This window comes from Haliscomenobacter sp., from assembly GCF_033763495.1.
Classification (GTDB): domain Bacteria; phylum Bacteroidota; class Bacteroidia; order Chitinophagales; family Saprospiraceae; genus Haliscomenobacter.
The window spans coordinates 16,014-41,582 of the sequence record NZ_JANRKL010000213.1 but is presented as its reverse complement, the minus strand read 5'-3'; the positions used below and the strand labels follow the sequence as shown (position 1 = coordinate 41,582).

Below are 25,569 nucleotides of genomic sequence, written 5' to 3'. Positions count from 1 at the left end.
GCAGCGACTTGGACATTGACATCGTCAAAATTGCTGCGGCAGCCTCAACCTTCCTCAACCTTCCTCAACCTTCCTCAACCTCTCCCAACCCACATGAAATCAGTCCCACAAATCACCCCCCAACAAGCCGCTGCACTCGTTAAAGACGGCGACACCATTCTCGGTGGAGGTTTCGGCATGACGGGCAACCCCGTCCACCTGCTGCATGCCCTTGCGGAAACCACCATCAAAAATCTCACCTTCATCGGCAACAACGTTGGTGAGCCTGGTCTGGGTGGAGGCCGTTTGTTGCGCAACGGCCAAATCCGCAAAATGATCGGTTCGTTTTTTACCTCCAATCCTGATGCGGTAAAGGCAGCTCAATCTGGCGAAGTAGAATATGAATTATTGCCCCAAGGCACCTTGGCCGAGGCCATCCGGGCCGGAGGCGCAGGTATTGGAGGCTTTTATACACCTAGTTCGGCGGGAACGCTGATTGCCCAGGGGCGGCCCACTATGTTGATCAATGGGGTAGAACAAGTCTTTATCCCTGGGATCAGAGCCAATGTGGCCTTCATCCGCGCCTGGAAAGCCGATACTGCGGGCAACCTCACCTACCGCATGACTGAACAAAACTTCAACCGCGCCATGGCCACCGCTGCGGATATCGTCATTGCAGAAGTGGAAGAAATCGTGCCCGTGGGGGCCATCGATCCCAATTTTATCCATACCCCCGGTTGTTTTGTGGATTACCTCGTACAAGCCAATCTTTCACTGGAACTACTCGGCTCTTCAGCCTCAGTTGGTGCTGCTCGAAAGGCAAGTGAAAGCCGCATAAACATGGCCAAACGCGCTTTTGTCGAGTTGCAAAAAGGCGATGTGGTTAATCTAGGCATTGGCATTCCCACCCTGGTTGCCGACCTGATCCGTCCTGAACACGGCATCATCCTGCACACTGAAAATGGCATGTTGGGTGTAGGTCCTTCACCTGCTGATGGTGGCGGCGCACTGGATTATCCAGTGAATGCAGGGAAAATTCCAGTAACCGCGCTGCCTGGCAGTAGTTACTTCGATAGCGCCGATAGTTTCGCCATGATTCGTGGAGGACACGTAGATGTGGCCATTATGGGCGGTTTAGAGGTAGATGAAAAAGGAAACCTGGCCAACTGGGCCGTGCCTGGGAAGCCACTGCTGGGCGTTGGAGGCGCCATGGATTTGGCTTCAGGTGCCAAAAAACTAATCGTCACACTCACTCACGCTGACCCGGATGGGACTTCCAAAATTGTGCCGGAATGTACCTTGCCCCTCACTGCCATCGGGGTAGTGGATGTGGTGATTACAGAATTGGCGGTGTTCAAATACCTGGATGGTCAATTGACTTTGGTGGAGTTGATGCCAGGAGCCAGTTTGGAGGAAGTGAGAGCGAAGACAAAGGCAAAATTTGTGGAAAGGTTGAGTTAAGTCGCCAATTTTATCATGTGAAATAACTAAAAATAGATTTTTTGATTGTAAAACTTGCATTTTAGGTGAAAAAATCACGTAATTGCAGAAAAAATCATTATGCTGATCACTTTTCGCGTATCTAATTTTCTTTCTTTTAATGAAGAAGAGGAGTTCTCGATGTTGGCGGGTAAAGTGCGAAAGCCTGTGCGGCCAGCAGTGACGCTGGCTACGGGTGTCGAGGCGTTAAAATTGGCGGTTATTTATGGGGCAAATGCCTCTGGGAAGTCGAATTTAATCAAAGCAATTGATTTTGCTCACAAAACGATATTGAGAGGTATAAAGAGCCACTTTTATGTTAGTAATCATTTTAGGCTGGAAAAAAATAATGAAAGCAAACCTTCAAAATTTGAGTTTGAATTTGAGGTTAATGGGAAGGTTTATGCATATGGTTTTACCATTAAATTAGGTGAAAAAAGGATCCTTGATGAGTGGCTTTTTGAATTAAAAAAATCTTCTCAAAAAAGCATCTTTGAACGTGTTGTTAACTTAAATGGATCAACAACAATGAAGACTCACCCAAAATTTAAAGGTGAGGATGCTGTTAGGTTTTCAATATATGCTCAAGATGTCGAATCTAATGAGTTATTACTAACTATCTTAGGTCAAAAAGACTGGAATGAAAATTCAGCCTTTAAAATGTTTAGGATTATATATAATTGGTTTAAAACGAATCTTATATTGTTCTATCCTGGAAATAATATTTACCCATTAGATATAATTGACCTGGAAGATTCTGAGGACAAGGAATTTTACTGTGATCTTGTTAAATTATTTAGAACTGGAATAAATGACATAGAATTTAAAAGTGAAGATGCCAATGATATTTTGGAAAAAATGCCTGAGATTCGCAAAAACATGCTACTTGAAAATATAAATAAAGGGCGAAAGCATAAAATAGTGGAAAATGGAAAACCTAAATACTTTTCAAAAAATAAACAAGGCCAAATCATTGCATCACAAATGGTCACTAAACGAAAATTAAAGGATGAAAACGAGTTAGTTAATTTCGATTTTGACGATGAATCTGATGGAACTAAGCGGCTATTTGATTTTATACCTTTGCTTTGGCTCTTAAAACATCCAGATTCTGAACTTACGTTAATAATCGATGAAATTGATCGTAGTTTACATCCAGAACTGCTACATAAACTTACAGAGTATTATCTTTTTACCACCACAAATGTCAATAGCCAGCTCATCGTCACAACTCACGAATCCAGTCTCCTTGATCTCAGCCTGCTACGCCGGGATGAAGTCTGGTTCGTAGAAAAGAACAACCACGGAGAGTCCCACATCTACTCTCTCGAAGAATTCCAACCTCGCTTCGACAAAGAAATCCGCAAAGCCTATTTGCAAGGCAGATATGGCGCCATTCCTTTTATCTCGGATGTACAACAACTAAACTGGGAGACCGCCAATGCCGAGGGATAAAAAAGGACTAAGCCGCAAAAGTGGTGGGCAGCGCAAAGACCCCACGACCTTTTTTGTCATTGCCTCGGAAGGCAGAGAAAGTGAGCCGCAATACTTTGCTCACGTGGCCGATTTTATCAATACCAAATCTCTTGGTCGTTTGATCAAAATAGAAGCCTTGCGTAGGGAAGACAATGCCAGTGATTTTCGCCGGGTCTTGGCGATGCTGGATGAATACAAGAAAAAATACAAGCTTAGTGACAAGGATCAACTGTGGTGTTTGGTGGACGCGGACAAATGGCCTGAGAAGAACATGGCTGAAGCACAGCGGCTTTGCAAACAAAAAGAATATGAATTTTGTATGACCAACCCCTGCTTTGAGCTTTGGCTTTTGCTGCACCATCTGGATTTTAAAACCCTTGATGAGGCTGCAAAAAATGAATTATTGAAAAACCCCAAGGCTAGCTCTTCCAAAAATCATCTTGAGCAAATGCTCCATGAAATACTAAAAAAAGAGTTTGGTGAAGGTTATCGAAAAGGGGCAATTTCAAAAATACACCTTGAGAAAATACCTTTCGCCCTTCAGCAAGCCTTTGAGTTAGAATTGGAGAAAAACCATTGGACTTTTGATGCTTTGTGCACTCGAATCCACGTTCTCCTCCAACAAATTTTCCAATCTGAACCCCCAGATTATCCATTACCCGAATAACCAACTCATGCAAACCTACCTAATCGACGGCATACGTACCCCCATCGGCAGCTTCGGTGGCACCTTATCCACGGTAAGGGCGGATGATTTAGCTGCCCATGTGCTAGCTGAACTGCTCAAACGCAACCCGCAGCTCGACCCCGCCAGCATCACCGATGTCATCCTCGGCTGTGTCAATCAAGCGGGCGACGACAATCGCAATGTAGCTCGGATGGCACTCTTGTTGGCTGGATTGCCCTTTAGTGTACCCGGGGAAACCGTCAATCGGCTCTGTGCCTCGGGTATGGCGGCCATAGTCAATGCTCAGCGAGCCATTGGTATCGGCGACGGCGATGTGTTTATTGCTGGTGGCGTGGAGCACATGACTCGCGGGCCATACGTCATCTCCAAAAGCGCTAAACCTTTTGGCACCGATGCCCAAATGTACGACTCCAGTTTTGGTTGGCGGTTCATCAATCCCCGCATGCAGTCCATGTACGGCACCGATGCGATGGGGATCACCGCTGAAAACCTGGTCGAAATCCACAAGATCAGCCGGGAAGCTCAGGACCAATTTGCCTACAACTCCCAAATGAAAGCGGCCAAAGCCCAGGCTGAGGGTCGTTTTGCAGAAGAAATTATCCCGGTTCCAATCAGCGTTGGTAAAGGGGATACCCAAATTTTTGCTCAGGATGAATTCATCAAAGGCGGAACAACTGTAGAAAAACTGGCTCAACTGCGGCCCGCTTTCAAAAAAGAAGGGGGTTCGGTTACAGCAGGCAATTCCTCCGGCTTGAATGATGGGGCAATTGCAGTCATGCTGGCTTCGGAAAAAGCCGTTAAAGAACAAGGATTTGTGCCCAAAGCCCGTATTGTGGCCTCAGCAGTAGTAGGGGTAGAGCCGCGCATCATGGGCCTTGGACCGGTGCCTGCTACACAAAAAGCCTTGCAAAAGGCTGGCTTGAGCCTGAATGACATTGACATCATGGAACTCAATGAAGCTTTTGCGGCACAGTCCTTGGCCTGTATTCGCAGTTTAGGGTTGGCTGATGATGATCCACGCATCAATCCGAATGGTGGTGCCATTGCTTTGGGACACCCGCTGGGGATGTCGGGGGCTCGAATTACTTATAGCGCTGCGCTGGAATTGCAAAAACAACAAAAGCGGTATGCCTTGGCTACGATGTGTATTGGAGTAGGGCAGGGGTATGCAGTGATTTTGGAAAGAGTTTGATCACAATCTAACTAAAGTGTTTCTTAAGTGCCTTAGGTTTCTTAGGTGGTGAAAAAAGACAAGCTAAGCATATTTTAACCACCTAAGAAACCTAAGGCACTTAAGATACACCTTAGAAAAGCAACATATGGAATCATTGTTTGAACCACTTTTTTATAAAACGGAAGTAAATAAACTATTTAGTGCTGAAGCCTACCTCAGTGCCATGCTCCGCTTTGAAACTGCATTGGCCCAGGCTCAGGCAGAAGAAGGGATGATTCCAAAAGCTGCTGCGGATACCATCACTCGTTGTTGTACCCTGGATCACATCGATATTCCTACTCTAATTCCGGCCATCGGCCTGGCTGGAAATCCCAATATTCCGCTCGTAAAACAACTCACCGCAGCAGTCAAAAACATCGACCCTGAAGCCGCCAAATATGTCCACCTGGGGGCTACCAGTCAGGATGTGATTGATACCGCTTTGGTTTTGCAAGTCAAAGCAGCTTTGGTTTTGATCCAAAAAGACCTTGAACAGTTGTTAACCCAACTGAGCCAACTGGCTGAGATTCATCGCCCCAGCATCATGGCTGGGCGTTCCTTTTTGCAACACGCACGCCCCATCACCTTCGGGTACAAAGTTGCGTCTTGGATGGATGGGTTGATTCGCTCCTCGCAGCGTATTGAACAGGTATTGCAGCACAATTTGGTTTTACAATTTGGCGGAGCAGTGGGGACGCTGGCTGGTTTTGGAGATAAAGCATTGCCTATTGCACACACTTTAGCCCAAAAACTGGGTTTGACTTTGCCGCCCATTTCCTGGCATACTCAGCGTGATCGTTTGGTGGAAGTTGCCAGTACTTTAGGCATATTGACCGGTAATCTGGGCAAAATGGCCAAAGACATCAGCCTATTGATGCAAACCGAGGTGGCTGAGGTTTTCGAGCCTGCAGGTACAGGCAAAGGCGGCTCATCTACCATGCCCCACAAGCGCAATCCTGTCGGCTGTGTGGCCATTTTAGCGGCTGCACAACGAAGTCCATCCTTACTTTCCACCTTGTTTCAATCCCTGCCCCAAGATCACGAGCGGGCCACTGGGTTTTGGCATGCCGAATGGTTACCCTTAATTGAATTGTGCAAACTAACCGCAGGTGCTTTACAACAAGCACTGCATATGACCAATGGTTTAGAAGTGAATACCCAGCGCATGTTGCGGAACCTGGAGTTGACCAATGGTTTGATTTATGCCGAAAATGTAGCCCTGGCCCTGGCAGAAAAAATCGGCAAAGCAGCAGCGCACGAGCACGTTGAGGGCTTGTGTAAGCAGGTGGTACAAACAGGGGGACACTTAAAAATGCTGGTAAGAGCCGATGCAATTGTAGGTAAGTACTTTAGTAGCTCAGACATTGACCACTTGTTCGATCCCGCCAATTCCCTGGGTGACTGTGATCGTTTGATCGATGCGGTTTTGACGTTATTGCCACAAAGACTCTGAGCTATGAAGCAGCTCAATGCTATTTTTTAAAAATAAAATATACCGCCAGCACCAAAAAGGCAAAGCCAATGATGTGGTTTATGCGGAAAGTTTCGGTTTTAAATACCAACAGGGTAAATATGGAAAAGACGACTAGCGTGATCACTTCTTGAATTACTTTTAACTCAATCAGCGAGAATGGCCCACCGTAGTTTTTGAAACCAATACGATTGGCGGGTACCTGAAAGCAATACTCCAGCAAGGCAATGCCCCAACTGATGAAGATGATGGCGACTACGCCCAACTGACTAAACCCTTTAATCTGGTTGAACTTGAGGTGACCATACCAGGCTAGGGTCATAAAGGTGTTGGATAGAAGCAAAAGCAAGATGGTGTAAACAGCCTTCATTGGTGCATTTTTGGTTCAAGAAAGCGATAAATGTACAAAACCTTTACTCATGCCTACTCAATTGCATCAGTTGTCATTTTCAAGGTTTCATTCCAATGATTTTGAGGAATACCTGAGCTGGTTTGCCGACCCAGAACTCGACCAACATCTAGGGCCGATGGAAGCAAATGACCCATGGCTGGACTATGTAATAAGTAATCACCAAGGGACGGATTTTGCTGTTTATAGGGGTGGTGAAATGGTTGCTGAAATAGGGCTACAATTCCCAAATGAGGAAAATTTGGCTTATTACATTACCAACCTGGCTGTAAAACCAGAACTACGTGGACAAGGAATCGGCTCATTGGTATTGTCAGCAATCACCGTATTTTATCCACTTCAAAGTGGAGCGTCATGGCGTTGTTTTGTTCATAAAAATAACCATAAAACGAGGTTTTTTTTGGAGAAAAACAAATGGAAATGCCAAAACGAATTCCCAGACGAAGAGGGCTTCTTCGAATTCGTTTACATCCCCTAAATTTTATCCGCCAATGCATTCAACTGCTCATCCAACCATGCCCGACTGAACACATCGTTTGTCTTGACCATCGTTTCTCGGATTCGATCTAGTTCCAGTCGTGCTTTATCTGCTGATAAATAATCCAGTCGCGAGCGCAGGTGAGCTGCTTTGCGGGTGAGCCGGAAGAGGTTGTAATACCCCTTGCGAAAGTTTTCCGACATGGTTTTATCCCGCATCAACAACTGCCGGAAGGACTCGGTGAGCGAAAACAAGGGGTCGTATTCTTCCAGTTCGTAATAGGTTTGCAGCAGCATGGTTTTGGCTCCCAGGTTATAGCGCAAATCGCGGTATTCTACCTCCCGCAGCAGCAACATTGCCTCCTGTGGTTGCTTCAGACTCAGGTGATAACTCGCCAGATTGAAACGGTAGGCGTTGTCCTTGAACTCTGGCGCCAGCTTATCCTTGTAATCCTCAATAAACTTTCTAACCCATTCGTGTTGTTTGAGCCGTAACCCCGCCGCTACGATGTTTTTGTAATTCCACTCCAACATCACGCCTTCCTCCAGAAGTAAACCCTGATCAAGTTGATATTGATACAAACCAAATAATTTGTCCAAAAAACCCTGATCGCCCTGGTTGATGCGAATAAGACAGTAGTTTTTGAATTGGTTGTACAAATCGCTGACTTCCACTCTCGAGAAGGAATTTTCCCATTTCTGAAAAACATCAAGCGCTTGTTGGTAAAAATACGGATCATTGCCGGTCAACATGCGATAAACCATGTAGTGGGTGATGGTTTGGGGGACTTGCTGGTACTTTTCGATATTTTGTTCCACCTCTTGTAATACCGCCTCCAATAGTCGGGGAGGTTGCTCATCCCTTTTCATTTCCTGGCGAAAAATAGCTTCACAGGCATCTTTCAATTTTTGAGTAAGGTAAAATTCATCTAGTTCTTCTTGTTTTTTTCGAAAAGAACCCTCAAATTCAGGCTTATTGGATTGAGACCAGTACCGTTCACCCTCGCCAGCCAAGAGGTAGCGCATCAAGGTTTGATCCGCACCCAGGCATGGAGTTGGTTCTGGGTTTTCCTTTAAATCATTAAACAAACGCTCGTAAGGCCCAAAGGCTTGTTGCGCTCTCAATTGCCTCAAGTAAAGGTATTGCTGAAAATAAGCGTCTTCCCGGAACTCCTCGTAAGCCCAAAACTGCTCCAGCAACCTTTGGGTGTAGGTTAGTACCGGAGCCAATTGTTTTTCGCTATATTTACCGCTGTCAAAAACTGATTTATAGAGTAGTTCCTTTTTGCACTTTTTTTCGTCTAATCGAGGATAAACCTCAGAAAGGTACGCCACCAGTCGCCGCACTTCCTCGTGTTTGTTGAGGTAAGGGGAAAAAACAAACTCCTTAAAGCGGGTCATCTCTTTGCGAGACAATTTTTCTAGGTGGCGGATTAATTTGTTACTGCTCACAAAAAATCAATTTTCGATGGTGTTTTTTTGTCAATAAAATGCTGATTGACAAAAAAATATACTGTAAATTTGGCTCAATAATCGTGAATTTTTTCCAAAATTCCAACGATTATGTCGGTTTTAACGTCTGAAAAAAGCAGCACATTTGTATCAAGAGCAAAGTGTAGTTAAAAAAAATATCGCACCATGAACAATTCTACACGTTGGGTTTATCTACTGCTTTTCTGTTTTGGTCTGTTTTCGACGCAGTTGGAGGCCCAATCCCAAAAACAAGAGGTCTGTTTTAACTTCAACGACCTAGCCGACGGAACTAAGTTCGGCACCGATGCCAATCAAAAAACCGGCACAGTAATCTTTAAAAAAGATGGCATAGCCGCATCCATCGAGTCATTTTTCACCAACAACAACAGCACTGAATTTGGCTCGATCAAAGTCGAGGAAAAAAAGCTGCTTTTTGACGGAAGTTTCAAAGAAGCCGAAGGCAAAGTACTTTTTGTATCCAATGTCAATCTGAAGTGGATTTTTAGCGGATTACCCAAGAAGAAAGCGAAACGGGTTTGCCTCAATTTTATTGATGGAGGCGGCCAGGAAAATTTTTCAATCAATGGTCAGGAGGTTACCATTTTGGAAGACTGGTCATCCCTGAATGACAAAGAAGTTGCCAAAGGCGTCAAGGCTGCGGTATCCATCAAGGAAGACTCGGATTTACTGCAAGGCACCATCTGTTTTGAAGGAGAAATTGATTCCATTTCCTTTGGTGGCCAGGAATTTGGCATTGATAATGTTTGTGTGGAATATGAAAAAGATGTTATTCCAGTTGCCTGCATTCGCGATCTGGTGATTTTGCCCCGTCCCTGTACCCCCAATGGTGTTTTTTACCTTTCTGCCACCTTTAAAACCGATACAAAAGCCGACACAGCGACTTACCATGTTTTGATCAACGGCCAAAAATTTGGCCCTTTCAAATACAAAGATGTTTTCCCTGCTATTGGCCCAGTTAAACTGGACAGTACCGAGAAATACTTTTTAACCATTAGAGACAGTAAGGACAGCGCTTGTTTCAAAACTGAGGATTTTAAACACGATTGTGGAGTAAGTAATGCATGTGAACTAAAAGATTTATCAGCGAGCATCAAATATTGTCCCAAGGATACTTTTGCTACTCTTATCGTAAAGGTTGGCACTGTTCAGCCAAAAAATGCCAACATCATTTTGAGCATTGGCAATATTGTTATCGGTGAGTATTCAGCCGAAAAACTTCCCTTTGAAATCAAACTCTCTAAAAAACACCTGTTTTCCATAACTACAATCGTGCCTTTAATTCAGGCATGTGTGAGTTTACCAGGTGGTCGGTGCTGCATCAGTACAACACCAAAAATTGAATTGGATTCGAGTTGCGAGGATGACCCGGATGCATGTGGAATTAAGGAATTTGTTGCTCAAGCCGTTGATTGTAACAATGATGGTAATTTCCGCATGGTCTATAAGTTTAGTGGAGCAAACAAATGGTTGTCTGGCTATTACATTTATGTAAACAATCAGCGTTTTGGGCCATTCCGCTACGCAGTTAATGGAGGCACTGTAGGCCCAATCAAGCCAAACAATGATGGTTATTATCGGGTTGTGATGAGTGATGTGGAAAACCCACGCTGTGCGGATACCTTTGAAATTAAAAAATTCTTTTGCAAGCCTTGTTCGATTCGTGATTTAGCAGCAGCATACATCATCTGTGAAGAGGAAAATCAGGACATTTTCACCTTGAACCTGCTCTCAGGTCCAACCATAGATACAGGTTACCTCTTGACCATCAATGGAATTGAGATTGGCACTTTTTCTTTGAAAAAAATGCCACTACGCATCAGCATTTCCAAAGCCATCCCCAATTTGATCAACGATGTTCTCAAAGTGCAGGTTTGTTTGCCTGGAGTGGATAAGTGTTGCCTGGAAACCGTTGCTAAAATCATTCGGGTTAAATCCTGTACCAAACCAGAAAACCTTTGCCCAATCAAGGAGGTTAAAGCTGTAGCAACAGGTTGTGGGGTAATTGGAAAATACCGGCTAGATGTCAATGCTGCTTTTGATGAAAAATTATTGACCTCCGATCGAATATTCATCAAAGTAGAAGGCAAAACCTTTGGTCCATTCAAACCCAGTAGTTTCCCCGTGAAGCTTGAACCGATGGAGTTGTTGGTAGGAGGAATCTTTCCACTGAAGCTTCAACTTTGTACAGAAAGTTTGTTAGACACCTGTTGTGTTGAAATCACGCCTAACATCAACAACACAGAGTGTGACTGCAAGCTGGAGTTGAGTGTTACACCCCTGGAATGTAGTGGTGATAAATATTATGTGACCGCCAAGGTTGAAAGTAAAAATGGCAGCCAGGCTGGTTATTACATTCTTGGCCCTGATGGTAAAAAGTACGGCCCTTACAGTTATGAGCAACGTTCCAAAGTGCTCGGCCCATTTACCCGGGCTACCACTAGTCCACGGCAGGTTTTCTTCGCTGCAGATATGGAAAAACCTTGTGCGGATACGGTTGTACTTGAGTCAATAATTTGTTCTTCCGATACGCTTTGCCGGGTCAGAGAACTCAAAGTAGTGGTGCGTGGTTGTAGCCCCAAAGGTGGTTACGATTTATTAATCACGCCCTTGCTCAATTTGAATCCTTCCAATTTACTCTCGACTTACTACGTCTATATTGAAAACAAAAAATTTGGACCATTCAAATTATTGAGCACTCCTCAACTGATCGAAAATGTGGTCATCAATACCGACGCACTTACATTTGAAGTGAATGTGTGTGTTGACGGTCAAAGTGAAAAATGTTGTGTGCGGGCCAAGGTCGAAAAACCCAAATGCCCCGCATGTGAATTGGGTGAACTGGTGATCAAAACTGCTCCTTGCAACGATAAGGGTGAGGTGTATGCGTACCTGGATTTCAAATATTTTCGCACCAATTCAGACTATTTTGTACTTGTTCAAAATGGTAAGGAAATTGCCAAATACAAGTACTCCGAGCTACCCATCCGTTTGATTTATCCCTCACCTCAAAAAGATACCATTCGTTTGGAGGTGTACGATAGCAATACCCGTTCTTGCAGCAGCAAAGGTTTCATCAAACCATTTGAATGTAAACCACCTTGTAACCTGAGTGACATTAGTGTAAGTGAAATAAAATGCAATAACGATGGGACTTATAGCCTGTTGTTGAAGCTCAAGGCAACCAATGCTGACTCTATCCTTTGGCTACAAACCTCCACTGGCTTTGAAACACGCTTTAAATACACTGGTCAGGCGGTAAGAATCGACAAAGTACCGTTGCCTAAAAACAGCAAAACCGATTGGATCGTAGTTTGTGACAAAAACTCCCCCGATTGCTGCATCAAGTGGTTGTACGAAGTGCCCTGCACCCAAACAACTTGTGAATTTGGCCCATTGAAACTGGAACAGGTTTGCCTGCCTACTGGTGGATATTACGTGAATCTGAACTTTGAACGCAAAAATACTGGCGCACTTTTCAATCTTTACATCAATGGCAAATTGTATGGAACCTATAGTTACAATGTACTGCCTTTGCGCCTCAGCCAGATTGTGAGTGCAGATGTAGCCGTTCTGGAACTTAAGGTTGAAGACAAAGAAAAAGGCTGTACCCAGGGCGGGCGTTTGGAATTGAAAAAGTGCGAATCCAATTGCCCAATTGAAGGCTTAAAGGTAGAGTTATTGCCTTGTGAAAAAGGCTATTATTACGCCAAGGCACTGGTGGTATCCAAGCCAAGTTCTACTTTGCAAAAAGGATACATCATTTATGCCAATGGTATGCTTTTTGGGCCATTTACTTACAATGGTGAAGCCCAAAAAATTGGGCCGTTCCCAAGTTCCCCAAGTGGCAACATAGAATTCCTGGCCGTGGATGTAACCAATCCAACATGTTTTGCGGCAATCAAACTTCCTGCTCCACAATGCCCCGATCCAAACCCTTGTAAAATTTCCAACCTGGCCATTCGTAATTTAGGTTGTAACCCCGATGGTACCCGGCGCATTGCCATCAGTTTCAAGTACGAAAATGTAATCAACCGTTTCTTCAATGTTTTGGTAGATGGCAAAATCGTGGGTACCTTCCCGCTTATTCGCCTGCCTTTGGAAGCCAATTTCAAACTGCCAGCCGACAAGGAGGTATTCAAAATTACGGTTTGTATCAATGACCAAAAGGGTTGTTGTGAAACCCTAGAGGTAAAACTTCCTTGTGAGCGGCCTTGCCCTGATTTGGTGGTTGATGTGAAGCAAAAACCATGTAATGCCGGTGGCGCTTTTGGTGCGGAGTTGGTGTTTAAAAATCCAACCCCAGGACCCTTACGGATTGCCATCAATGGGAAAATCCTGGATACCCTTGAAGCGGGTAAAAAGGGATTCGATCTAGGTATGCTGCTTGGCGACGGGGTGACCGTCTATAAGGTGGATATCCAGAACCTGAAGGACACGACTTGCAAACGGATGGTGGTCTTTGGCCCGGTGAAATGCCGCAACAACCGAGTGAGTGACGTATGGCCAGGAGACGTGAACCTCGACAACATCGCGAACCACTACGATTTGTTGCACATCGGGCAGGCCTTCGGTGCCAAAGGATTGAAGCGCTTCCTGGCCAATTCCTGGGATTGGAAACCAACCCCATCTGAAGACTGGCCTGAAATCTTCTTTGATGGCATCAACTACAAAAATGCCGACGTAAACGGAGACGGAGAGATAAACCGAAAAGACATAGAGGCGCTGATCCTGAACTTTGGTTTGTCCCGAGGGCCTTTCAAAATCAGTAAGGCCTTACCTGCCACAGTACTTGACCCTAAAATTTTGGTTCAGATGCCAGCTAAGGGTGAGTTGGCGGACAGTACCCGCTTTGAAATCCCGCTTATTCTGGGCGACGACAAACACGTCATCAAGGACATTTACGGGACTGCCTTCAGTGTGAAGTTTGATCCAAAATTGATTGATCCTAAAAACCTGAGCATTGAAGTACCTACTTCCTGGATGGGGCAGCCTGGGGTAAATCTGGAATTCATCTACAAAGTATATCCCAACGAAGGCCGGGTGGACATCGCCATTACCCGTACGGATCAAAACGAAGTTTCCGGTTATGGTACCATCGCCAAAATGAAAGGTATCATCATTGACCTGGTTGGCCGTGCTGAAACCAAGTTACAAACCGAGGATGCCATCCTGAACCGATTGGACGGCGAGATCCTGCCATTGAATACCGAAGTAACTGCCTTTAATATCGTAGATGCCCCTCGGGCAGTGCGTCCTGAAGATTTGTTGAGTGGCGTTACGGTTTATCCCAACCCAAGCAACTCACAAATCAACATTACGACAGCAGTTGGCACTGTTACGGAAGTAGAAGTTATGGGTCTGGATGGCAAAACCATGCTAAAATCCTTCCGCAACACCAGCCAGATCGAGATCGATGACCTGAAGGCAGGTATGTATTTCCTTCGCATCAAAGTAGGCCAACAAACCTTCTTTGAGCGGATCATTAAGCAATAATTGAATGTTTAACATACTAGTGAGTGTTTTTTTCATATAATCCCATGTAACTGTTTTTTTAATCGTTTTCCATGATGCATATCCGGCTGCCGATTCCCATAAAAGGGGATCGGCAGTTCTTTTTTGATTTCGTTGTTCGACCTCCTCGAAAGTCTGAAACTTTCGAGGAGGAGTTTTAGTTTTTTGTATACTCAAAAACTGTGGTAAACATAACCAAGCATTGAATTTCTGGTTAATTTTCCCAGAACAAACACCACATCATGCATCACAAACGCCTAATCCTCCTACTCTCCTTTGCCTTCATTTTCTCCTTTTGCAAAACGCCAGCAAAGCATAACAGTCTTCATTCCACCGGAGAACGCCAAGCATTGGCCGATACCCTGGAGCAACTGCTCAAATCCAACCTAGTTGAAACCTGGTACCCAGTTGCCATCGATACCCAATACGGAGGTTACCTCTCTACTTTCAACGTCCAATTTAAACCCGTAGGCAACCAAGACAAGATGATTGTATCCCAGGCCCGACACCTGTGGAACAATGCCAAAGCTTCCCAACACTGGCCCACTGAAAAAAAATACCAAAGCTTCGCCCGTCATGGGTTTACTTTTTTAAGGGATAAGATGTGGGATCTGGAAAATGGAGGTTTTTTCTGGCAGGTGGATCGTTCCGGCAAACCGCGTGGAGATTCCTCCAAAACCGCTTACGGCAATGCCTTCGGCTTGTACGCAGTGTCCGCATATTACCAGGCCAGCAAAAACCCTGAAGCACTGGTTTTAGCTAAAAAGTCCTTCAACTGGTTGGAGCAACACAGCCATGACCCCATCCACAAAGGCTATTACCAACACCTGGATAAAACCGGGAAAATCCAACCCCGAAACAAAACCACACCTTCCACTGCTGATTTGGGTTACAAAGACCAAAACAGTTCAATTCACTTGTTGGAGGCTTTTACGGAATTGTACCAGATCTGGCCCGATCCTCTGGTCAAAACCCGACTCGAAGAGGTGATTTACCTCATTCGAGACAAAATCGTGAATGAAAAAGGCAACTTGGTTTTGTTTTTTCAACCCGATTGGACCCCCGTGAGTTTCCGCGATTCCAGCCGGGCCAGCATTCGGAAGCACCATAACCTGGATCATGTTTCCTGGGGACACGATATCGAAACGGCTTATTTATTGATGGAAGCCTCCCACGTGGTAGGTTGGAAAAATGACACCACGACTTGGCGTATTGCCAAAAAAATGACCGATCAATGTTTGGCTTTGGGTTGGGATGATCAGGTGGGAGGTTTTTATGATGAGGGGTATTTTTTCAAGGAAGATGGTGGTAGAATTACGGTAACGCAGGATACCAAAAACTGGTGGACGCAGGCAGAGGCTTTGAATACTTTATTGATTATGGCTGATTTGTATCCTGATGACCCAATGGATTATTACGGAAAATTTAGAAAGGAATGGCATTACATCAATACTTATTTGATTGATCATCAACATGGCGAGTGGTACGATAGTGGTTTGGATAAAGACCCGCGGAGTGCGGAAAGGAACAAAGGACACATCTGGAAGGCGGGGTACCACCAGTATCGGAGCTTGGAGAATTGTGTGCGGCGACTGAGGGGAAGTGGGCACTGAGGCTAAGGCCAAAGCGACATTTTTTTCCACAAAGAAAAAAAGAGAAGACACAAAGGACACAAAGTTAGACGTTGACGTCACCTTATGTCCCTTGTGGAGTTATCAGTAAATTTAAAACTTCAGCGTACTCGGCAAATACTTCGCGATCAAATCCTCATAATAAGGCTTCAATTCCTTCACATTTGGTGGAACCGGTGCCTTGGAATACAAGTCATAGGGATTGAACAACTTCACGTATTTGAACATCTCCCGATCGTAGTCATCCATCAGGTGCTCGTACGCATGTTCGCGGTGCTGGGCATAGAAGGAGTGATAACGGATCATGTACAGGGCCGAATCAGGCAGGTGATCTTTAACCATTTGGTACAGGTACTCATCGTGCCCCCAGGACATGTGTACATTGCGCAAACCACAGTTGGGCTCGTATACACCGTAAGTGGTGTTGTAGCGCTCATCCTGGCTATCCGGATTGAATTCAAAAAACTCCGGGTAAACGATTTTATCCGAATGCTTGCAACCAACCGGGAATGTGTCGCCAACTACCGCCCATTGCGGCTCGCCAAACAAACACAATACCTTGCCCATATCGTGCAACAAACCCGTCAGCACAAACCAATCTGGATGCCCATCGGCACGGATAGCCTCGGAGGTTTGTAACAAGTGTTGCAATTGATCCAATTCGATATCGGGATCGGAATCATCTACAAGCGTATTCAAAAAGTCGAAAGCAGACCAAACCGGCATTTCTTTTTTGTCAAATTTGAGGTAGTCTGCCTCCTTTTGCATTACAAAATCGTAGGTTTGGTAAGTATGGTTCAAACGATAAAACTCCCGTACGGTATCCCGTTTGGGGTCATCGTAGTTGCGAAATTCTTCTTTGGCTTTGGCAGTTGTATTGGGCTCAGGGTAGCGGAGTAGCAGGTCATCCTCCCACTCATCGAGGCTACCCAGAGGCGCATTGATATCGAAGTCCTGGTTCATTTTGATTGATTTTAGGCTAAAATTACAAAGGATTACCAGAATACGGTATAAAGTGCTGCTAAAATGCCACAAATCAGGATAGACAAGATAGCAAAACTACCAGTGACCTTAAACATTCCACTATCCAATTCCAAACCTTTGGAATTGTCGGCACTTTTTTTGTCCAGCAGAGAAATCACCACCATAATGGCTACCAGGATCAAAAAACACCATCCCGTACGGTGCAAAAAAGGAATGGGAGTGCTAGGTATCAATTTAAACGCCACTGCCAATGGAATGGATACGGCCGCTGCCACAATTGCTGCAGTGGAAGTTGTGCGCTTCCAGAACATCCCCAGGAAAAACAGCGCAAAAGCCCCCGGTGTCAAATAGTTCGAATATTCCTGAATGAATTGGTAGGCCTGTTCCAATTGCCGCAACTGGGGTGTGATGCACAAAGCAATGGCGAATGCGCCCAATACTGCCCAGCGTCCAATCCGTACGGTTTGTTTTTCGCTTGCTCCTGTGTTGAGGTATTTTTGGTAAATATCCAGGCTAAATATAGTTGAAATACTGTTGCATTTGCCAGCCAAGGAAGCTACGATTGCAGCGGTCAAAGCTGCAAACGCCAAACCTTTGAGACCATTGGGCAACAAATTCATCAGGGTAGGATAAGCGCGATCGGGCTTGACAGTACCTGCTGCATCTACCAATTCCTGTTGAAAATAACCATTCTGGTACAACACGTAAACCGCAATCCCTGGGATCACACAAATAAGCGGAATCAACAGTTTGAGAAAAGCCGCAAAAAGAATTCCCGAGCGAGCTGTATTCAAATCGGCACCTAAAGCCCGTTGTACGATGTACTGATTGCAACCCCAATAGTTCAGGTTGTTGATCCACATCCCGCCAAAAAGTACGGCCATGCCGGGCAACTCGTAATAGTATTTGTGGCCTTTGGCAAAAATCATGTGGAAATGATCATCGGCTTTGTTGTGCAATAAACTGAGCCCGTCCAGCACGCCTGAACCACCAAAATGATCAGAAACCATAGATAGTGCGAGGTAGGTCACCACCAAACCACCCATAACCAGCACCACCACCTGAACAATGTCGGTGTAGCCAATTACCTTCATGCCACCTAGCGTGATAAAAATGGCAAAAGCCGCCAACCCAAACATACAATATGTAAAAGGCACGCCCGAAATGCTCTCTACGGCGAGGGCACCCAGGTATAAAATGGAAGTCAGGTTGACAAAGACATATAAAAGCAGCCAAAACACCGCCATGATGGTTGCCACAGTGCCGTTGTAGCGCTTGGCCAGGAACTGAGGCATGGTGTAAATTTTATTCTTCAGGTAAACTGGAATAAAAAATACGGCTACCAGGATAAGGGTTGCTGCCGACATCCACTCGTAGGAAGAAATAGCCAACCCCATGGCAAAGCCTGAGCCAGACATGCCGATAAAATGCTCAGCTGAAATGTTGGAGGCAATGAGTGAAGCTCCGATGGCCCACCAGGTCAGGGAACCCTCGGCCAGAAAGAAGTCTTTGGTGTCGGTTTCTTTGGATTTTTTGCGTTGGTAAATCCAGTACCCATATAGCGACACGGAGACCAGATACACCAGAAAAACCAGGTGATCAAGGAATTGTAGTTGGTTCGTCATTTTGTTTTGCGATTGATGTAACTGTTCTAGGGGCGAAAAAAAATAAATGTTCATTTTGGCAGAGGAATAGATAAGTAAACGCTTCAATTTAAGTGTCTTATCTATTCCTCTGGCTCAAAGAAAAATGAACATTTATTTTTGCCCCACTAACTAGGAAGAAGTTTCAAAAAAATTGCTGGAAATTTTAAAAAACCGATCTTTTTTTATTGCAACACACCAATTACCTGAGCCAACCCCTGTTTTAGTTTATCCAAATCTTCCACTGAATTGTACACCGAAAAGGAAGCCCGCACTGTGCCCGGAATCTCATAAAAATCCATAATCGGTTGGGTGCAATGGTGACCGGCGCGGATACAAATGTCTTGTTGTCCAAGAATTGTAGCGAGGTCATGCGGGTGAATGCCATCGATGGTAAAGGAGATGATGCCGGACTTTTGGGCAGCTTCGCCGTAAAATTGAATCCCAGGAATGCCCCTCAATTTTTCCATTCCTGCCACCAACAAGGTTTGTAAATGGGCTGCAATGTGATTTTGCCCCAATGATTCCACAAAATCAAGCGCTGTGGCCAAAGTTGCCACCCCCGCAATATTGGGAGTGCCTGCCTCGAACTTGTGTGGAATGGGGGCGAAAGTCGTTTTTTCAAAAGTGACATCCCGGATCATTTCCCCACCAAAGCGGTAGGGAGGCATTTCTTTTAGCCATTTTTCCTTGCCGTACAAAACTCCGGTACCCGTAGGGCCAAAGGTTTTATGCCCAGAAAAAACCAAAAAATCAACATCCAGGGTTTGTACGTCGATTTGATGCGAACTGATGCTTTGAGCTGCATCAACCAAAACCGGAATGTCCTGTGCGTGGGCCAAAGCAATGATTTCTGCAATGGGGTTGATGGTACCCAGGGTATTGGAAATATGGGTAAGCGCCAGGATTTTTACCTTTGGGCTGAGTAAGTCTCTGAGTACTTGTAAATCCAACTCTCCTTTTTGGTCGAAAGGGATGACCTTCAGTTCTGCTTTTTTGGCCAAACAAACCTGTTGCCAGGGAATCAAATTGGAATGATGCTCCATGGAACTGATCAAAACCTGATCTCCGGGCTCCAGCCGGGGCAGGGCAAAACATTGGGCTACCAGATTGATTCCATCCGTAGTGCCACTGGTGAAAATGATCTGTTTGGCCTGTGGGGCGTTGAGGAAACGGGCACAACGATCGCGGCTACCTTCATAAAGGGAAGTTGCTTTAGCCGCCAGGCGGTAGATTCCCCGGTGAACATTGGCATTGTGTTGTTCGTAAAATTCCTGTTCCGCAGCAATTACCACTTGTGGTTTTTGAGTGGTGGAAGCACTGTCGAGGTATACCAGGTTGGGGAAATGTTGAAAAACCGGAAAGTTTTGCCGAATCTGCTGTGGACTGAACATTGGTAGCGATTTGGGTTTCAATTTAGGGAAAAACAAGTATTATTGAGTCGAGAAAAATGAGCAAACCCAATTTCTCAATCATTTAACCTATGCTGACCGTAGCCCAAGCTGAAGCCACCATCCTCCAACATGCCTTTCCACTGCGCATAGAGCAAGTGCCTTTGTCCAAGTCCCTTGGGCACATCTTGGCCGAGGACCTCTTCGCCGACCGCGATTTCCCCCCTTTCGACCGCGTAACGATGGATGGTATCGCCATAAATTTCAACGAATTTGCAGCGGGAAATCGGCACTTCCCAATCGAGGCCGTACAAGCGGCTGGGACAGCACAACTTACCTTGCGACAGACTCAAAACTGCCTCGAAGTGATGACGGGTGCTCCCTTGCCTCTGGGTACCGATACTGTCATTCGCTACGAGGACTTGCTGATTGAAAATGGTATTGCCAAAATCAACATCGAAGCCATCACCAAACGTCAAAACATCCATCCTCAGGCAATTGACCGCCGCCAGGGAGACTTGATCATTGCCGCTGGACGCAAAATTGGCCCGGCAGAGATGGCTACGGCGGCCACTTTGGGTAAGGCTGAAATTGCAGTAGCTCGTTTGCCCCGCACTGCCATTGTTTCTACGGGCGACGAACTGGTAGAAGTACACCAAACACCCTTGCCTCACCAAATCCGCCGCTCCAATGTATATGCCATTCAAGCTGCTCTGGCCGAATGGAAAATCGAGGCGGATGCTTTTCATTTTTACGACGATGAAGCGGCCATTCAAAAGGGGATTCAGGATATACTGGCACAATACGAACTCGTCATCTTGAGTGGTGCAGTTTCGGAGGGCAAATTTGATTTTGTCCCCAAAGCCCTGGCTGCAGCGGGCGTGCAACAGCTTTTCCACAAAGTGAGCCAAAGACCTGGGAAACCCTTTTGGTTTGGGGTTTTTGGCACGAAGGCTGTGCTTTTTGCCCTGCCAGGAAATCCAGTTTCCGCCTTTGTCTGTACCTACCGTTATATTTTGCCTTGGTTGCAGCAATCACTTGGTCTTAAGGACCGACCAGTACAAACGGCAACCTTGACCCGTGAACTCGATTTTAAACCAGATTTATCCTATTTTGTTCCAGTTAAATTGGACAATGGAAGTGCTGGTATCATCAGGGCAACGCCACTGGAAGGGCACGGCTCAGGCGATTTGGCCAATCTGAACGATGCAGATGGCTTTTTGGAGTTGCCCAAAGAAAGGTCGCATTTTTCTGCAGGAGAGGCCTTCCCATTGTACTGTTACCGGTAATTATTGCAAGGATATGGAGCAGGAACTGAATGAATTGTATTCGCCCATTATTTTGGATCACAACCAAACCCCCCGACATTACCAAAAACGACCAGAGGCAGCCTTGATTTTGGACGCATACAATTCCTTATGCGGGGATAAATTCAAATTGTACCTGGACCTGCAGGAGGATAGGGTAGTGGAGGCTTCTTTTTCGGGTTATGGTTGTGCGGTATCCAAGGCTGCTACTTCGGTTTTGATAGAAAAAATTCATGGCAAAACTTTAGAGGAAGTGAAGGCTTTGGTACAGGACTATTTTAAAGTCACCAAAACGGATCAAGGGTCGACAACTGACGAGGAATTGCTAGCTTTTGCAGTAGCAAAAAAATTCCCGGGGAGGTTGAAATGCGCGGTGTTGAGCTGGGAGGCGGTGGATGAGTATTTGGAGGAACTTTAAAACTGCCACACATCCAAATACTTTAAAAATATCTTCGCCAAATTCTGTGCATCCGCCAGCGCCCGGTGCTGCGGCCCTGTAAAATCAAAGCCCTCCGCTTCTACACTCGCCTTTAGCCCCCGAGGACGACGCAGGCGCTTTAGCTCCATATACTGGTGTTTGATGTTGATATGAGAATGTACCCAGTCATCTTCGATGTCGTGGAGTTGGCAATCCTGGAGCAGCAGTCGTTTGTCGGCGCCTCCCCATGAGCAAAGGACGTAATCCTCGTCCAGCATCAAACCCCAATCCTGAAAACTCTCTACCACGCTTGGAAAAAGAGCGGCCCGATCCACCTCCATTTGTTTGATGTTCGTCAATTCCTGGCAATACGCCGACAGGCGGGGATTGAGAATTGGGCGAACCATGCGGCTGAATTCATCTTCCACCTCGCCGTAACCATTCATTAGGACGGCGCCAATCTCGATAATCTCCTGGACTTTGGAGGGTGGGCTGCCCTCCCAACAAGTGGCTTCAAGGTCAAAAATGATGAAATTCAAGGCGATTGGGTTTTGAGTTTTTGAGTATAGGGCAAAAAAAATGAACATTTATTTTTGCCCACTATTAAGCTTTTATTTCGGCTCCAGGGTAAGGAGGGCTTCCTTTTTGATTTCGATTACCTCGTCCAGCTGGTAATTGTCCAGGCGGTTATGGTAATAGTACAACAGGGTAAAGTCTTCACTGACAATGGCTTTGTCCCGATTGTATCTCAACGGTTTTTTCAAGTGAAAAGTGCCTAGGTGTGTCAAACCATCCCGGATCAGTTCATCCAAGCCCCCCCTTACAATGGTGGATAGTTTTATTTTGCCCGCATCTTCCAGGCGGTATAACTCTTTCCGGATTTGTTCAATCACGTCCTTGAGTACCGACTCATCAAATACATAATCTTCGTTGGGCAAACGCAAAACCCCAAATAAATCAAGGCGGGCATTTTCTTTGCGCAACATTTGAAAAGCAGCAAATGCGACCAAATGACTACTTAAAACGATGTTGTCCGCATGGTAGCGCTCCACGATTTTTTCAGCCAGATCCTTGGTGTATTCTGATTCCCGTTGCAGGTTTTCAGTGACTTTGCCCTCGTATACAAAATAATCGCGCACCTGGATCAGATTCCCATATTTGTCGTAACTCTTGCCATCAACGTTCACCGGATTGCCCAATACGTCCATGGGTTGCCCAAAAGAAAGGGCGATGTCATTGCCCTCCGAGAGCACTTGCCAAATGAAACGAATGATTTGTAAAGGGTTGTAAAAATCATCCTTGGCTTTTAAAAAACGTTCTTTGCCCATGGCCCGCAAGTAGCCCTCGATCAAAAACGGAGCTTCCAACACGAAGTGATAGCCCAAAACCAGGGGCACAATGAAGATTTTATCCTGTTTTCCCTGTTGGTACAAAGCCCGTTGTGCTTCTACCGTTGTGCTCAATAACCCGAGTTTGAGTTTTTCCTCCAACTTGCCCGAACGAGAACGAGTACCTCCGGGGAAAAACAAACTATTGGTTCCCCTTTGAAGCGACAAGTTGGACATGGTTTTGAGCGTCTCCAGATAGATGCCATTTTTTTTGCGGCGATCCACTCGGTACGCTCCCAGGCGATTCATAAAATAGGCAGTATACCCCGTATTGTAAAGATTTAAACCGGCCCCATAGGAAAAAGAGGGCAGTCCCAGTACCAAGTCCAGGACATAGCCGATCAAAATGGAATCAAGGTTGCTGAAGTGGGTAGGTACAACCACTACGGTGCCTTTGGTCATCAAGCCCCGGATTTTTTCCAATTCACCTTCTACGATCAACTTTTCTGCCAGTAGCCTTTTTTGGTAGGCAAAACGCCAGAATCCCTTCTGCCGGGCTTGCAAAAGGCTGTTGAAAAAACGGGTCAAAAAACGCCGGGCAAAGCGGAAAGTGGAAATGCGAAAGGTGCCGACAATTTCCTCAGAATAACGGTGGATGATGCTTTGCAGGATTTCGGCATTGTTTTTGGCTGCTTCCTGATCTGGCTTGTCCAGGGAGTATTTGATGAGTTTTCGCCGGATCCGGCTCCAAAACTGCCTTTCCTTGGGTGGGTCTACTTTCCAGCGCTCCTCTTTGATGCGGATGCGTTCCTGATAAATGGTTTCCGCAATCAGGTCGGTGACCTTCTGTGTCGGTTTTCGGGTAAGCCGATCCTGGGTAAAAGCGTCGATTTCCTGGATAAAGGCCTTACGGTCCTCACTCAACTTATAAATCGGCCATTCTTCAATATCTGGAATGACTGGCGGAAATACGGGCGTTTTGGATCGTTGCTTCATACGAAATAAGTTGAGGGGTTGGGAGTTGAGGCTGCCGCGAGGTATTTTAACAATGCCCTTGTCTAAGTCTCTTGCGGCAACCTCAACTCCTCAACTTTCATCATTTTTTCTTTTTAATCTCCAGCGCCCCTTCTGCGGCTAAACCATCAATAAAATTTAGAATTTCATCCCGTCCGATGTTTTTACTGGCCGAGGTGAAGAATTGCTGGGGCAACTCATTCCAGTATTCCAACAGCTTTTTTTGCACTGCCTGGATATTTTCCTCTATCTCCTGCGGCTTCAACCGATCCGTTTTGGTGAATGCCAATACAAATGGAATGTGCATTTCCCCCAACCAGTTGATGAAATCAATATCCACGGTTTGTGGCGGAATATTGGAATCGATCAGTACAAAAGCGCAACACAAGGTAGGCCGCAAAACCAGGTAATCCTGGATCATTTTTTGCCATTCCTTACGTTTGATTTTGGAAATTTTGGCATATCCGTAACCTGGCAAATCGACTATGGCCCATTGTTGATTGATCAGGTAATAATTCAACAATTGGGTCTTACCGGGTTTTTGTGAGGTATGCGCCAACTCCTTTTTGTTGCACAACATGTTGATCAAAGAGGATTTACCCACGTTGGATCGCCCAATAAATGCAAATTCTGGCAATTCCTCCTTGGGGCATTGCAAATGACTAGGAAAACTCCCCTTAAACTCCGCTGTCACTATTTCCATCATTTCTGTTCCTCTTTTTGTGGGGTAAAAGTAATAACTAATGGTGGTTTGGCGTAAGATTTGCATCTTTTGTAGTGCACGGGATTGAAATATTCATTAAACTACCCGTGGATAAAAACTTAAAACCATGAAGAAGTACGCTTTGTTTTTGTGCTTGATGACTTTGGCTACAATGAGCTTCAGTCAAATTCGTTTTGGTGTAAAAGGGGGCTTATTGACTTCCAGTCTGAATCAGGAAAACCTGGCAATTTTGGATGCCGGTGGAGTAACCCGCCTCAAATTGGCACTGGAAGATGCCAACTATGGGGTCAATTTTGGATTTTTGATCCGGGCAGAAATTGGTGATGGATTTCTACAACCAGAAATCAACTTCCGCTCTAATTCCGTTAATTTCACCCTCGATGACTTGGGACAGCCAGGTACTCCAGGTGATATCTTGAAAGAAAGTTATCAGTATTTTGACATCCCAGTTATGGTGGGTTTCCGCCTTGGCCCTCTCCGTCTGCAAGGTGGGCCACAAGGGAATTTTTTCCTCAACAGCACCTCCGACCTGTTTGATTTTGATGATTATGATCAAAACTTCAAAGACTTTACGGTTGGATACGTTGTAGGGGGCGGCCTCGACATCTGGAACCTGATGATTGACCTGCGTTACCAGGGGAATTTCAGTAAATTTGGAGAGCACATCAATTTTTTTGGCAAACAGTATCAGTTTGACCAAAGCCCGGCGCAGTTCAATCTTACGGTTGGCTGGCTGTTTGGAGGGAGAAAATAGTTGGAAAGTTGAAATCTTTAATAGTTGAAGAGTTGAAGAGTGGGCTACTGCAGCAGCTTTGAAGAGGACCTAGTCTAAGTCTCTGCGGTAGCCCACTCTTCAACTTTTTAACTAAATTGTGCTACTTTTGATATGACTTTTTCTGGTTTTCTGCATCCAAATAAAAAACCAAGGACCA

General features: G+C 45.4%; 19 protein-coding genes. 11 read left to right on the top strand and 8 right to left on the bottom strand.

What is annotated here, in order from left to right; translation table 11 throughout:
- Positions 1-93: 93 nt before the first annotated feature.
- The 5 genes from SFV55_RS25210 to SFV55_RS25190 all read left to right on the top strand — a co-directional run bounded on the left by SFV55_RS25210 (position 94) and on the right by SFV55_RS25190 (position 6,288).
- Positions 94-1,440: a 3-oxoacid CoA-transferase gene (locus SFV55_RS25210; RefSeq protein WP_320032347.1), complete on the top strand. Its 1,347-nt coding sequence runs from the start codon at positions 94-96 to the stop codon at positions 1,438-1,440.
- A 99-nt stretch (positions 1,441-1,539) separates the two neighbouring features.
- Complete coding sequence (locus SFV55_RS25205) at positions 1,540-2,913, top strand: ATP-binding protein (RefSeq protein WP_320032346.1); 1,374 nt, start codon at positions 1,540-1,542, stop codon at positions 2,911-2,913.
- 103 nt (positions 2,914-3,016) lie between these two features.
- Positions 3,017-3,601 (top strand): RloB family protein, encoded by a 585-nt coding sequence (locus SFV55_RS25200; RefSeq protein ID WP_320032348.1) that lies wholly within the window; start codon positions 3,017-3,019, stop codon positions 3,599-3,601.
- Positions 3,602-3,608: 7 nt separating this feature from the next.
- Positions 3,609-4,814, top strand: a complete 1,206-nt coding sequence (gene pcaF / locus SFV55_RS25195; RefSeq protein ID WP_320032345.1) for a 3-oxoadipyl-CoA thiolase — start codon at positions 3,609-3,611, stop codon at positions 4,812-4,814.
- Positions 4,815-4,941: 127 nt separating this feature from the next.
- Positions 4,942-6,288, top strand: a complete 1,347-nt coding sequence (locus SFV55_RS25190) for a 3-carboxy-cis,cis-muconate cycloisomerase (RefSeq protein WP_320032344.1) — start codon at positions 4,942-4,944, stop codon at positions 6,286-6,288.
- A 19-nt stretch (positions 6,289-6,307) separates the two neighbouring features.
- On the opposite strand, the gene SFV55_RS25185 is transcribed toward SFV55_RS25190, so the two are convergent.
- Positions 6,308-6,676: a DMT family protein gene (locus SFV55_RS25185; RefSeq protein WP_320032343.1), complete on the bottom strand. Its 369-nt coding sequence runs from the start codon at positions 6,674-6,676 to the stop codon at positions 6,308-6,310.
- Between the two features lie 10 nt (positions 6,677-6,686).
- Between SFV55_RS25185 and SFV55_RS25180 the strand changes: the two genes are divergently transcribed.
- Positions 6,687-7,193 (top strand): GNAT family N-acetyltransferase, encoded by a 507-nt coding sequence (locus SFV55_RS25180; protein ID WP_320032342.1) that lies wholly within the window; start codon positions 6,687-6,689, stop codon positions 7,191-7,193.
- On the opposite strand, the gene SFV55_RS25175 is transcribed toward SFV55_RS25180, so the two are convergent.
- Positions 7,190-8,644, bottom strand: coding sequence for a hypothetical protein (locus SFV55_RS25175; RefSeq protein ID WP_320032341.1), 1,455 nt, complete (start codon positions 8,642-8,644; stop codon positions 7,190-7,192). The genes SFV55_RS25180 and SFV55_RS25175 overlap by 4 nt on opposite strands.
- 186 nt (positions 8,645-8,830) lie before the next feature.
- On the opposite strand from SFV55_RS25175, the gene SFV55_RS25170 reads away from it, so the two are divergent.
- A complete protein-coding gene (locus tag SFV55_RS25170) occupies positions 8,831-14,179 on the top strand; it encodes a T9SS type A sorting domain-containing protein (RefSeq protein WP_320032340.1) in 5,349 nt (1,782 codons plus the stop codon).
- 260 nt (positions 14,180-14,439) lie between these two features.
- Entirely contained in the window at positions 14,440-15,810 is a 1,371-nt protein-coding gene (locus tag SFV55_RS25165; RefSeq protein ID WP_320032339.1) for an AGE family epimerase/isomerase, read from the top strand.
- A gap of 111 nt (positions 15,811-15,921) precedes the next feature.
- Here the strand turns inward: SFV55_RS25165 and SFV55_RS25160 are convergent, their stop codons facing one another.
- From SFV55_RS25160 to SFV55_RS25150, 3 genes are all read right to left on the bottom strand, one after another.
- Positions 15,922-16,791, bottom strand: coding sequence for an inositol oxygenase family protein (locus SFV55_RS25160; protein WP_320032338.1), 870 nt, complete (start codon positions 16,789-16,791; stop codon positions 15,922-15,924).
- 32 nt (positions 16,792-16,823) lie between these two features.
- Positions 16,824-18,437 carry a sodium/sugar symporter gene (locus tag SFV55_RS25155; protein WP_320032337.1) on the bottom strand — a complete coding sequence of 538 codons (1,614 nt, stop codon included), beginning with the start codon at positions 18,435-18,437 and terminating at the stop codon, positions 16,824-16,826.
- 203 nt (positions 18,438-18,640) lie between these two features.
- Positions 18,641-19,849, bottom strand: a complete 1,209-nt coding sequence (locus SFV55_RS25150) for a cysteine desulfurase (protein ID WP_320032336.1) — start codon at positions 19,847-19,849, stop codon at positions 18,641-18,643.
- Between the two features lie 89 nt (positions 19,850-19,938).
- On the opposite strand from SFV55_RS25150, the gene SFV55_RS25145 reads away from it, so the two are divergent.
- Both SFV55_RS25145 and sufU read left to right on the top strand, forming a co-directional pair.
- On the top strand, positions 19,939-21,135 hold the full coding sequence (locus SFV55_RS25145; RefSeq protein WP_320032335.1) for a molybdopterin molybdotransferase MoeA: 1,197 nt from the start codon (positions 19,939-19,941) through the stop codon (positions 21,133-21,135).
- Positions 21,136-21,148: 13 nt separating this feature from the next.
- Positions 21,149-21,571, top strand: coding sequence for a Fe-S cluster assembly sulfur transfer protein SufU (gene sufU, locus SFV55_RS25140; protein ID WP_320032334.1), 423 nt, complete (start codon positions 21,149-21,151; stop codon positions 21,569-21,571).
- Here sufU and SFV55_RS25135 read toward each other — a convergent pair.
- The 3 genes from SFV55_RS25135 to yihA form a co-directional block, all read right to left on the bottom strand.
- A complete protein-coding gene (locus SFV55_RS25135; RefSeq protein WP_320032333.1) occupies positions 21,568-22,110 on the bottom strand; it encodes a 3'-5' exonuclease in 543 nt (180 codons plus the stop codon). The genes sufU and SFV55_RS25135 overlap by 4 nt on opposite strands.
- Before the next feature lie 72 nt (positions 22,111-22,182).
- On the bottom strand, positions 22,183-23,895 hold the full coding sequence (locus tag SFV55_RS25130; protein WP_320032332.1) for a 1-acyl-sn-glycerol-3-phosphate acyltransferase: 1,713 nt from the start codon (positions 23,893-23,895) through the stop codon (positions 22,183-22,185).
- Positions 23,896-23,995: 100 nt separating this feature from the next.
- The gene (yihA, locus tag SFV55_RS25125) at positions 23,996-24,616 is read right to left on the bottom strand and encodes a ribosome biogenesis GTP-binding protein YihA/YsxC (protein WP_413776741.1); all 621 of its coding nucleotides are present in this window, start codon (positions 24,614-24,616) and stop codon (positions 23,996-23,998) included.
- A gap of 127 nt (positions 24,617-24,743) precedes the next feature.
- Between yihA and SFV55_RS25120 the strand changes: the two genes are divergently transcribed.
- Positions 24,744-25,391 carry a porin family protein gene (locus tag SFV55_RS25120; protein ID WP_320032330.1) on the top strand — a complete coding sequence of 216 codons (648 nt, stop codon included), beginning with the start codon at positions 24,744-24,746 and terminating at the stop codon, positions 25,389-25,391.
- Positions 25,392-25,569: the final 178 nt, after the last annotated feature.